The organism is Paraflavitalea sp. (assembly GCF_059502485.1).
The window spans coordinates 1,184,637-1,195,762 of sequence record NZ_JCACET010000011.1 but is presented as its reverse complement, the minus strand read 5'-3'; the positions used below and the strand labels follow the sequence as shown (position 1 = coordinate 1,195,762).

At 45.9% G+C, this 11,126-nt stretch carries 14 protein-coding genes; 6 read left to right on the top strand and 8 right to left on the bottom strand.

Annotation, left to right across the window (positions count from 1 at the left end; all coding sequences use genetic code 11):
- Positions 1-70: 70 nt before the first annotated feature.
- Complete coding sequence (locus tag AC5JBY_RS32515) at positions 71-259, bottom strand: hypothetical protein (protein ID WP_495908884.1); 189 nt, start codon at positions 257-259, stop codon at positions 71-73.
- Positions 260-526: 267 nt separating this feature from the next.
- Here AC5JBY_RS32515 and AC5JBY_RS32510 point away from each other — a divergent pair, with 267 nt between their 5' ends.
- Complete coding sequence (locus AC5JBY_RS32510) at positions 527-1,078, top strand: DinB family protein (protein WP_495908883.1); 552 nt, start codon at positions 527-529, stop codon at positions 1,076-1,078.
- A gap of 97 nt (positions 1,079-1,175) precedes the next feature.
- Here the strand turns inward: AC5JBY_RS32510 and AC5JBY_RS32505 are convergent, their stop codons facing one another.
- Together AC5JBY_RS32505 and AC5JBY_RS32500 are read right to left on the bottom strand one after the other, a co-directional pair.
- Positions 1,176-2,429, bottom strand: a complete 1,254-nt coding sequence (locus AC5JBY_RS32505; RefSeq protein WP_495908882.1) for an MFS transporter — start codon at positions 2,427-2,429, stop codon at positions 1,176-1,178.
- A gap of 182 nt (positions 2,430-2,611) precedes the next feature.
- On the bottom strand, positions 2,612-2,902 hold the full coding sequence (locus AC5JBY_RS32500; protein WP_495908881.1) for a hypothetical protein: 291 nt from the start codon (positions 2,900-2,902) through the stop codon (positions 2,612-2,614).
- A 249-nt stretch (positions 2,903-3,151) separates the two neighbouring features.
- Here AC5JBY_RS32500 and AC5JBY_RS32495 point away from each other — a divergent pair, with 249 nt between their 5' ends.
- Complete coding sequence (locus AC5JBY_RS32495; RefSeq protein ID WP_495908880.1) at positions 3,152-4,168, top strand: LacI family DNA-binding transcriptional regulator; 1,017 nt, start codon at positions 3,152-3,154, stop codon at positions 4,166-4,168.
- A gap of 129 nt (positions 4,169-4,297) precedes the next feature.
- Positions 4,298-4,801: a DinB family protein gene (locus tag AC5JBY_RS32490; protein ID WP_495908879.1), complete on the top strand. Its 504-nt coding sequence runs from the start codon at positions 4,298-4,300 to the stop codon at positions 4,799-4,801.
- A 161-nt stretch (positions 4,802-4,962) separates the two neighbouring features.
- Here the strand turns inward: AC5JBY_RS32490 and AC5JBY_RS32485 are convergent, their stop codons facing one another.
- From AC5JBY_RS32485 to AC5JBY_RS32470, 4 genes are all read right to left on the bottom strand, one after another.
- Positions 4,963-5,709: a DUF4397 domain-containing protein gene (locus tag AC5JBY_RS32485; RefSeq protein ID WP_495908878.1), complete on the bottom strand. Its 747-nt coding sequence runs from the start codon at positions 5,707-5,709 to the stop codon at positions 4,963-4,965.
- Positions 5,710-6,040: 331 nt separating this feature from the next.
- A complete protein-coding gene (locus tag AC5JBY_RS32480) occupies positions 6,041-6,583 on the bottom strand; it encodes a DUF4199 domain-containing protein (protein ID WP_495908877.1) in 543 nt (180 codons plus the stop codon).
- Positions 6,584-6,705: 122 nt separating this feature from the next.
- Positions 6,706-7,197: a response regulator transcription factor gene (locus AC5JBY_RS32475; protein ID WP_495908876.1), complete on the bottom strand. Its 492-nt coding sequence runs from the start codon at positions 7,195-7,197 to the stop codon at positions 6,706-6,708.
- Between the two features lie 62 nt (positions 7,198-7,259).
- Positions 7,260-7,598: a hypothetical protein gene (locus tag AC5JBY_RS32470; protein ID WP_495908875.1), complete on the bottom strand. Its 339-nt coding sequence runs from the start codon at positions 7,596-7,598 to the stop codon at positions 7,260-7,262.
- A gap of 275 nt (positions 7,599-7,873) precedes the next feature.
- Between AC5JBY_RS32470 and AC5JBY_RS32465 the strand changes: the two genes are divergently transcribed.
- Entirely contained in the window at positions 7,874-8,707 is an 834-nt protein-coding gene (locus tag AC5JBY_RS32465) for a sugar phosphate isomerase/epimerase family protein (protein WP_495908874.1), read from the top strand.
- A gap of 171 nt (positions 8,708-8,878) precedes the next feature.
- On the opposite strand, the gene AC5JBY_RS32460 is transcribed toward AC5JBY_RS32465, so the two are convergent.
- Positions 8,879-9,910: an aldo/keto reductase gene (locus AC5JBY_RS32460; RefSeq protein WP_495908873.1), complete on the bottom strand. Its 1,032-nt coding sequence runs from the start codon at positions 9,908-9,910 to the stop codon at positions 8,879-8,881.
- Between the two features lie 166 nt (positions 9,911-10,076).
- On the opposite strand from AC5JBY_RS32460, the gene AC5JBY_RS32455 reads away from it, so the two are divergent.
- Positions 10,077-10,559, top strand: a complete 483-nt coding sequence (locus tag AC5JBY_RS32455; RefSeq protein WP_495908872.1) for a redoxin domain-containing protein — start codon at positions 10,077-10,079, stop codon at positions 10,557-10,559.
- Positions 10,549-11,094 carry a DsbA family protein gene (locus AC5JBY_RS32450; protein WP_495908871.1) on the top strand — a complete coding sequence of 182 codons (546 nt, stop codon included), beginning with the start codon at positions 10,549-10,551 and terminating at the stop codon, positions 11,092-11,094. The genes AC5JBY_RS32455 and AC5JBY_RS32450 overlap by 11 nt, the downstream gene beginning before the upstream one ends.
- The last annotated feature ends 32 nt before the right edge of the window (positions 11,095-11,126 follow it).

Sequence of the window (11,126 nt, the reverse complement as noted above, 5' to 3'; positions counted from 1 at the left end):
ACATGCCAGCAGCACAGGGTGGGTCGCCCTCAATGGGTGGCTCACCCTGTGCTGTAACTTATGTTTCAGATCACTGAGTAGGCTGGTCCTCTTTCTTTTCCGGGTCTGCATCTACCTTCTTACCTTTTAGGTCTTTCTCGGTTACTTTTTCACCTTTACCTTTTTCTTCACCCGGAGCTTTATCTACACCCTGCTTGTCTTTATTTTCCGGCTCGCGGAACTTTTCTTCAGTAGCACGGCCATTATTATGTTGTCTCATGATAATATGATATTTAGTGTAGTTATCAGTGGCACAATTATCGTACCTGCACCACTAAAGGAAGTGAGTAGTTGTACTGAGGAAGGTGTGCTACAAGGGCGAGATGCGACTTGAGACGGTTAGGTCCGAACTATGAACTCTCGACTCATGACTCTGAACTCCAAAAAAAGCCGCATTTCCCCCGCTTATTTGTCGTAACGGCACACGCCCCAAAACAAGAATAGCGGGTAAGTTTACACCATCAAATTCATGGAAAAAACAAAGTATATGCCAGTAAACTACATCGACCTGCCCATCAACGATCTGAACAAGTTATTGAAGGAATTAGACATCACGGCCCGTGAGCTCTTGCAGATCATTGCAGGCTTTAGTCAGCAACAATTCAATAAACTGCCATTTGCAGGAAGCTGGACAGCCGGACAGGTATCGGAGCATTTATTGAAGTCAATAGAAGGAATACCACAACTGATGAATGGAAATACCAAACCAACAACAGAAAGAAAAGCAGATGATCATGTGATAACGATAGAATCCATTTTCCTGGACTTCGATACCAAAATGAAATCACCCGACTTTATTCTTCCATCAGATGGACCACACGATAGGAATGAAATGCTGAACAGCTTCAGAGCTTGCCTGGACGAAATAGCCATGAAGGCCCGTACGATGGACCTCACGCTAACTTGTACAGACTTTGCCTTTCCAGGTGTTGGAGAACTTACACGTTGGGAATGGATAAGCTTTGGCATTTGCCATGCCCGCAGGCACACCCTGCAGTTGAAGAATATTTATAAGCATGTAACGATGGCTACAGTATAGCCAACGATGCTATTACACAATTAAGAAATAAAAACTGGCAAGAATCTGGCGCAAGTATGCAGCTAGGCCCCTGTGCGGATGCGTACTTGTGACCCCGCTAAGAAACATTGTTTTCGTAACAGGTTTCTTTCAATGGAGAATGAGCAACCACTTTACCTTCCGGATGGGAGAGAGGAGAGGGGCTCTTTCTCTGTTTGGCAAGCACTATACAAAGAATAAAACCAGTGAGTGCAAGACCTGCACCTACATATTCAGGAGAAGTATAGCCAAAGCCAGCTGCAATAGGCAATCCACCCAGGTAAGCGCCCAGCGCATTACCCATATTGGCACTGGCTTGCAGCGCCGAAGAAGCGAGCATTTCAGCTCCCTTGGCAGCGTTGATCATGAGCATTTGCATAGGAGCAATAACTGCAAAAGCGATCGCGCCGGTAATGAAGGTCATACCAATCGCCGGCACTTTATAATAACTGGTAAACGAGACGATGATCAAAGCGCCGATCATAGCCAGCAACAAAGAGCCTGTTGTTTTCAGTGGAGAGAACCGGTCGGCAAGTCTGCCACCTACAAAATTCCCGAATGCCATACCCAGGCCGGCAACGATCATGATACTACTGATACTGCCACTGCTGAATCCGGCTACATTGGTCATCAGCGGAGCGATATAACTGATCCACGCAAAAAGGCCACCGGTGCCAATACTGGAAATACCAATGATAAGCCAGATATCTATCTGTTTGAACACCTTGATACTTTTTCCAAAACCTGCATCGGGCGCTGGAGCAAGATCAGGCATCCATTTCCTGATACTCAGTGCTGCCACCACGGCGATCACGGCAATGGCGCCAAAAGCATACCGCCAGCCAATCGCGTGCGACATCCACGTACCCAGCGGTACACCGGCAATATTGGCGATGGTAAGACCAGCAAACATCATCGATACGGCTCTCGCTTCCCTGCCAGGCGCTGCCATCCTGCTGGCTGCTACAGCGCCCATACCAAAGAAAGCCCCATGAGGCAGTCCGGCAAATAAACGCGATACAAGCAGTAAAGGATAACTGGGCGACAGCGCAAACAAAGTATTGAACAACGCAAACATGCCCATCATCGACATAAGAACAAGACGCGGTGGGTACTTGCCGGTTAACGCAGTCATCAAAGGAGCACCGATCACTACACCCAACGCATAAATAGAAATAAGGTGGCCAGCTGAAGGAATGGAAATAGACAGCGAAGTTGCTACATCAGGCAATACACCCATCATCATAAATTCCGTCATACCCACTACCACGCCGCCAAGCGTTAATGTCAGTAAGCCGGGTTTCAGGGTGTTTAAAAAGTTCGATTGCTTCATATAATGCGTTTAAGAATAATGATCGTAAAATAATGGCCTTTACCGCCTTAACGCCTTCCCGGCAAAACAAAAAATGCCCCGCAGAGGCGAGGCATTCGTGTAGAGGGACTCATGTGAGCTTAGGCCCAGTTCCCATAGGTAATAACATCTCCATCTCACAGGCACACAAAACCATCATCACACTAAACGATCCGCACGTGCTTGCCTGCTTGCACTACTTCAGCCACCAGATCAAGGTCACCTTTCGCAGCCCCGGATATTACTATGAGATCTATACTCGCATCTTCAATAATGGCGCGTTTGTCCTGCACAATTTCAGATTGCGGAAAATGCAACCTGGTAATTTCGGCCGACACATTAGTTACCATCACCTTCTTCAGGCGGAACCCACCAGTTTCTCCAAGAGTTTCCGTTTTGAATGACTCGATAGACGTATTACATTCAATGAGCCCCACATTAGTTACAGTTTCCATACACACTGGCTTTAAATTTTAATAACCTGTTCCTGCCCACAGTAAAAGTGGTTGGCAAGCACAGGCTATCATTAAATGTGATTTTGACACCACAAAATTACAACTATCTGGTTAAACGTTTAACCACTAAGCGGCTAATTAAAAGATTATTAATCACCCTTTAACAAAGTTGATATGTCTATAAGATTGATAAACATATCTTTGTGTTATTCGGATTGGTTAAAGCTTTAACGTATTTTAGTAGCTGCTATGGAGCGGAAAGTATCTTTAAAGGATATTGCCCAAAAAGTGGGCGTTTCTACGGCCCTTGTTTCCTATGTATTGAACAACAAACGGGAGAACAGGGTGTCGAAGGAATTGGCACAACGTATCCGCGATGCCGCCGCTGAAATGAACTACCGGACCAACCAGGTAGCCCGTAGCCTCAAGACAAATAAAACCTACACGATCGGCCTGATCGTATCGGACATTGCCAATCCTTTCTCCTCTGGCCTCGCACGCATTATCGAAGACGAAGCAGAACAGCACCAATACACAGTGATCTTCAGTAGCTCCGATGAAAATGCAAACAAGTCAGGTAAGCTCATTGATACCCTTTTAGATCGGCAGGTGGATGGGCTCATTATTGCACTGCCCGCCTTTGCTGAGCACCAGGTACTGTACCTGCAGCAGCAACAAATACCCTTTGTATTGGTCGACCGCTATTTTCCTGAGATCAAGACCAACCACGTAGCGTTGGACAATTACGGAGCTGCGTTCAAAGGCGTAGAATACCTGATCGAAGCCGGTCGCAAAAGAATTGGCATGATCACATACGATACCGAAGTATTTACCCTGCAGGAACGCAAAAGAGGCTACACCGCCGCATTGAAACAACATAAACTTCCGGCGTCAAAGAGTCTCGTAAAAGAAGTCAACATCAAAGTAGAAAAAGCAGCTGTAGAGAAAGCAATACACACGCTGCTTTCCGGCCCTGATCCGGTGGATGCCTTGTTGTTCGGCGCCAATAACATTGCTGTCGCAGGATTGAAATGCATCAGCGGTATGCCAATAAAGATTCCCGACGACCTCATGATCGTCAACTTCGATGAAACAGAAGCGTTGGAGTTTTTCCACGCCCCCTTTGCCTATATCAAACAACCCTTGCACGAAATAGGTCGCCTGGCTACCCGCCTCCTGCTCGAAGCCATTGAAAAACGCAACAGCATCACCCAGATCAACCTCGAAGGAGAATTGGTGCTAAAAGCTCCTTCCTTACCGCATTAACTTAGGTCGCAAACCTACTCCGCAGGCAGAAATGAGACTTTCTGAAATTTATTTTAAATACGCTTGTCAATGCTGACATAGGGCTGTCACTGACCCCATGTTTCTTTGAGGTAACAAAACTCAATCAATATGCAAGCAAATGCCATCAGTACTGCCACAGTAATCGTTACACCCGAACAATTATTAGCCCACTGGCAAGGCCACCGTGGCCTCACCCGGCGCGTGATAGAAGCATTTCCCGAAGACAAACTATTCAACTATTCCATCGGAGGCATGCGTCCTTTTTCGGACGTGGCTATGGAACTGATAACACTGACATTTATAGGGATATATGGAACCGCCACCGGCGAGTGGAAAGAGTTGAAAGACCTCTACGCCGGCGACACACAACCCAAAACCAAAGAAGGCATTCTGAAACTTTGGGATGCGGCTACCATATACCTCAATGAATACTGGAGACAGATAGAAGCAGACCGCTGGCAGGAAGTAGACGCTGCCCTGGGACAATACGAACAACCGGTATACAGCAGCACACTGTATTGGCTGGACAACGAAAACCACCACCGCGGCCAGGGCTACGTATACCTCCGCTCACTGGGCATCGAACCACCCTTCTTCTGGGATAGAGGTTAATGTGTTGAATTCGTCAGTCACTGACTGACGAATTGTAAACAGTTCACCTTCAAGTCAAAGGGTGGGTCGCCCTCCGGGGCGGCTCACCCTCTGACTTGCAATTGAAAAGCCCTCCGCACAGCGGAGGGCTTCGACGTATATTGGATCTTATTATGCGGGGGTTACTGGTTCGCGGTGCTATCAGCCAAAGTTCCATTGTTGATGAACTTGATCTGCACTTTCTTGTCCTCGTCAGTAGCGCCAGGCACACCGATCAGCAGAACGGTATAAGCCTTCTTCTGCTCTATAGTGATACTACGGTTGGCATCAACACCATTGTTATTCTTTACAGCAATAGTAATGCTACCCGGTGTCACAGCTTTAAATTCTCCCACTGCACCATACGCAGCATTGTCATTTACGACATTGCTGCCACCAGCAGCAATAGTAACAGTAGAAGCATTTACTGAATCGGTAATAGCATTGATGTAGCGAACATAAGCCTTACCAGATGAGGCAGACAAACTATCAAAGTTGTCGACTGCCACAATGTTGCGGTAAGCTCCATTGTTACCAGTTACAAACAGCGAATAATACTTGTCCGTTTCAAAGTTGTAACTGCTCGAAGTAAGCCGGTTATTACTGTTGTAATTGAATGCCTCGATGTTGCGGTTGCCAACATAAATGTTCTGATAGTTGCCGGTAAAACCGGTGTACGACAGTGGTTCCCTGGTCAGACTGTTACCCGAAAGCCTGATCACCATGCCCGATTGATCCGGGGCCAGGTTGAAAGACAACAAACCTGCAGCAGGAATGTCAGGGTTATTATAATCACTATCTTTTAAACAAGCAGCAAACAATACTCCCGACGATACAACTGCAATCACAGGGATCATACTCCTGCGGAGATAAAACAAAACTTTGTTCATTACAAGCGTTTTTTTAGTAATTAAAAGGAATTCCCTGCAGTTGGATTGGAGAAATGAATTTTAATAGAAAGGTTGTAACAGATCGTAGGGGAACAGCAAAATTATTGAAAAAGCCGCGCGGAGATTCTTAAAGGAATGGTAAAGTGGGCGTCTTGCTAAGCAGATTAAAAGGATTTAATCCAATGAAAGAGGTGGTAAATTGATAGCAGATTGGATATGAACAATAACAGAAATGATAGTAGTAAATGGCGAGTAGCATGAGCGGTTTACCTATAAATTTACTCCCGATTCCAGGCGCCCCACTCGCTACTCGCCATTTACCACTTGTCTTTTAAGCAGTAAGGAACTGATCTTCTGGTTTACGCTTTTTCTTCAGCAAAAAGGCGCAGAGCAATGTGATGATAAACCCAACGGGAAATATTTCCAGGTAGGTGAACAGTATTACGAATAGCGGGTTCTTGTATATTTCCTGCATCTGGGCCATTTCAGCCATCTTTGCATTCAATTCCACTTGAGTGGCCCCACTGTTTTTGGCATCCTTTATCACACAGGCTGCGTATTTCTCTGTAAAATCAGGAAAGAAGAAATAATATTCTATCAGCCATACCCCCACATACATGGTAGAAGCGATTAATGTAATATATAATCCAATCCTGAACGCTTTGCCAAAAGAAATGATACCATTGTTATGCTTATCCCGGAAGTTCTTGACACCTACAAAAATGAGCGAAAAGGCTACCACCATGGTCGTATAACCCAGCACCATGCTATCCTGGAAATTCTCATTATTCTTCATCTGGAGGGTGCCATATACCATCATACCAGTTACAATGAGCCCGGCAATAAGGCCAAAGACTAAAACGATCTTTTTCATGTCGATGTAAGTTTTGATTGAAGGTTACCCGGCAAATTTGAAGCATAATCCGCTACCAAACCTCATACTTTGGAGTGATTTTGAGTGGGATAGGGCAGTTTCATGCCAACAGGTGAGCACTTTTAAGGTATGATACTCAGCTTCTTGGCCCTTTCAATGGCTTGAGTCCGCCGTTTTACGTCCAGTTTAAGGAACAGGTTGGAAGAGTGCGTCTTTACGGTATTGAGAGAAACGAATAGTTGGTCGGCGATTTCCTGGTTGCTAAGCCCCTGGGCGATCAATTGCAGCACTTCCAGCTCCCGTTTGCTGATGCCGGATTTGCTGAGCGCCTGTTCATCAAGCGTAAACCCGTTGCTGGAAGCTGCCGGTACTTCCTTATCTATATAGATTTTCTTTTCTACGACGACGGTTGTTATCTTGGGTTTGGTGAGCTTAAGTGCCAGCCAGATGCCCAGCGCAGTGAAGATGACGGCAATGGCGCCGGCATATACTTCAAAAGCATGATCCATGATGATAAAGCGAAGCTCCAGCCATTTCAATAAAAACAGCAGAACAGCCAATGCTACACCATATAAAATGATGAGCCTATGCTTTATCAATGATTTTAAGATCATGGTAAAGCCGCGGGTTAAGGGCGGCAATACCAAAAATACAATATTTATTACGGGTGAGTTGCTCAGGCATGCTTTTGCTTTCTCCTTAACAGGAGCGCCGTCACTTTTGGAGCAGCGATCAAAGCAGGTACGAATGACAGGATACCAAGGTAGAGGAAGATTTGAGCCTCCACAGGCATCAGGTCATTGTTCAAAGATGCAGAGATACTCTCGTTGAGCAGGATCATGGAAATTACTGAGAAAAATAACGTAGCAGCAAGGCATACGCCAAAGAGGATAACGATATTCCGTCCTCCTTTTTCTTTACTGTTCAGCCTGATCCTTTCGGCAAAGAACATCAACATAAATAAACCGCCCAGGGCGATAAGCACAAGAATTTTTAATAGTACGTACATCTCCATACAAAAAAGGTTTTAGGGTTACTGACAATAAGGTTCAGTTGTGGAGAGAAGCTAATGTTAACTAACGGTGGCTAACACATAGAAAATTGAACACGGTAGCTTACACAGGAAGAAGTGGAGATAATTACGAGGGTTGATACAAAAGTACTTAAAATAAATAACAAGTAGAATAGTCTAATCGATTTTAATACAGGTAAATAGAAAATTTGATTTGGCGCAAACCCGTTTGTCGTATCTTCCCGGTCCTATTTCAACCAATTGCATAAATAAGCTATATGACATCAAGACGTAACTTCCTGCAACAGTCAGCTTTAGGCCTCGCCGGTACATTTACATTGCCCCTTGTTGGCAATGCCGCACCCGCTAAAAAAGAACCAGCGCCCGTACTCACAGGTATTGCCGGGTACACATTTGCCAAATTCGACCTGGAAAAGTCCATTGCTATGATGAAAAAGGTGAATGTGAAATACATTTCCGTAAAAGACTTTCACCTGCCCCTCAATAGCAATGATGAAAAGATCCAGAGCGTTCTCAAGCAGTTTGCCGATGCGGGTATCAACGTATATGCGGTAGGTGTTATATATATGAAGTCCAAAGAAGCGGTAGATGAAGCCTTCGCATACGCCAAAAAGGTAGGAGTGCCACTCATCGTTGGTGTGCCCAATCCTGAGCTCCTCGACTACACAGAAAGCGTAGTGAAATCATCCGGCATCAAATTGGCCATCCACAACCACGGACCAGAAGATAAATTATATCCCAGCCCTAAGAACGTATACGACCTGATCAAAGACCGTGACCCAAAGATGGGTATCTGTATTGATATTGGCCATTCTATCAGGGCCGGCGAGGATCCTGCAGCAGCAATCAAGCTGTACAAAAACAGGATATTCGACCTGCACATTAAAGATGTGAGCGTAGCAGCAAAAGATGGTAAAGCCATTGAAGTAGGCAGAGGTGTGATCGACTTCCCGGCATTGGTAAAAGCATTGCACAAAATAAAATTCCAGGGTATCTGCAGCGTAGAGTTCGAAAAAGACATGACCGATCCGCTGGCAGGCTTAGCCGAATCGATCGGTTACTTCCGCGGCGTCGCAAAATCTATAGGATAATCACTCGCCTGCGAGTAATAAATAATAAAAGCCGTTCCGTAAGGAGCGGCTTTCGTATTTACACTCGCTCGCCTCTGGCGAGTGAGGCTATTTGGTAGCCTCTGGCTACCATCGAAGAAGCTGTAGATTTCGAAAATAGCTTTCCCCAACTGAATTATGCCTCGTTGCCTTCTAATAAAACTTCGGCAGTGGGTTCAACCGCACATTCTGACGCTGGTGCCAGTAAGGATAGATAGGATCCCTATCACTGGCAGCATCTAACTTTTTCACTTGCTCTGTCGTCAAATTCCAGCCAATGGCGCCAAGGTTCTGTTGCAGCTGCTCTTCATTGCGCGCACCGATGATGATATTTGCAATAGTAGGACGTTGCAGTAACCAGTTGATAGCTACCTGCGCTACCGACTTGCCGGTTTCAGCAGCCACCTCATCCAGGGCATCCATTATCTGGTACAGGAGCTCCTCATTCAGAGCTGGCCCATGACCACCACCTTGCTGCACGCGATTCTCTTTGGGCAGCGGCTGGTTGCGACGGTATTTGCCACCAAGGCGTCCGGATGCCAGCGGGCTCCACACGATAGTGCCGATCTTTTGATCGATGCCCAGCGGCATCAGTTCCCATTCAAACTCGCGATCGATCAAAGAGTAGTACGCCTGGTGAGCAATGTATTTTGTCCAGCCATACCTTTCCGATACGGACAGCGATTTCATCAGGTGCCAGCCTGAGAAGTTGGAGCAGGCGATATAACGGATCTTTCCACTTTGTACCAGTGTATCCAGTGTGCGCAAAGTTTCATCTACGGGCGTATTGCCATCGAAACCATGCATGTGATAAATATCGATATAGTCAGTTTGCAGGCGGCGAAGCGAATCCTCTACCGACCGGATGAGGTGAAAGCGGGAAGAGCCGAAGTCATTGGCGCCATCACCCATCGTAAAAGTGGCCTTGGTAGAGATCAATACTTTGTCGCGCATTCCCTTGACGGCATTGCCAAGGATTTCTTCTGCCACACCCCTCGAATACACATTAGCCGTATCAAAAAAATTAACCCCTGCTTCCATGCAAAGCCTCACCATACGGTTGGCCTCTTCCTGCTGAGTAGTTCCCCAGGCCTTGAAGAAATCGCCAACACCACCGAAAGTAGCAGTACCAAAACTTAAAACCGGTACCTGCAGTCCTGAATTGCCTAATAGTCTGTGTTCCATAATGGTATTTGATATATGTGGGAAAGATAACAATATCGCCGATGGATTGTTGTAAACGTTTCTGTACCCCTGAGGCATGAAGTTTGAAGCCTCAGGAAAACCTGATGATCCCTATCCCGCCCGCCGTACCTGCTTGTTGTTCAATTCATACTAAATAAATAACGTTATGCTAAAGAAGAATGATGTAGCCCCGGGTTTTGAATTATTCGCAACGCCGGATCAGAAATGTTCATTAGAAGAATTCAAAGGTAAAAATGTGATCCTTGCTTTCTATCCCGCCGACTGGAGCCCTGTTTGTGGCGACCAGATGTCGCTGTACAATGAAATGCTGGGTTTCTTTAAAAAGTACAACGCACAACTGATAGGCATTTCAGTAGATGGTAAATGGTGCCATGCGGCGTATTCAGAACAGCGCACCCTCCATTTTCCCCTGCTGGCCGATTTTGAGCCTAAAGGAGAAGTGGCCAAAAAGTACGGAGTATACAGCGAAAAAGATGGTCAGTGCGAACGTGCATTGTTTGTCATCGATGGCAACGGCATTATACAGTGGAGCTATCTTTCTCCCAAATCTGTTAACCCGGGAGCTGATGGAATTATTGAAGCTTTGGAATCAATTACACAATCCACAACCACTAACCATGCCATCTAAACTTACCCCTCCGCTTAGTCAGCAGGATCATACACTGGGAAATGCACACGCCACCCTGCAATTAGTAGAATATGGAGATTTTCAATGCCCCCATTGCGGAGCAGCCTATCCCATCGTAAAACAGTTGGAAGAAAAATACGGCAAACAAATGCTGTTTGCCTGGCGCAACTTCCCGTTGGCCAACATACATGAAATGGCAATACCGGCGGCCATAGCCGCAGAAGCAGCAGGAAGGCAGGGAAAGTTCTGGGAAATGCACAGCCAGATATTTGAGTACCAATCCCGGCTCAGAAAAGAAAATATATTGCACGAATTTGCAAAAGCAATCGGCCTCGATATCGCTGCATTCGATAACGATATATCAGATGATGCATTGCGCCAAAAGGTCGAGGCGGATTTTGAAAGCGGTATACGCAGCGGCGTAAATGGAACACCTTCGTTTTATTTTAATGGACACAAATACGCGGGCGATTACAGCTACGAATCCCTGTCGGCCGAAATAGAAAAACACCTGGCCGAAAAGGCCCATAACTAAAAGCCTGTGTAAATTGTTATACTACTATAACA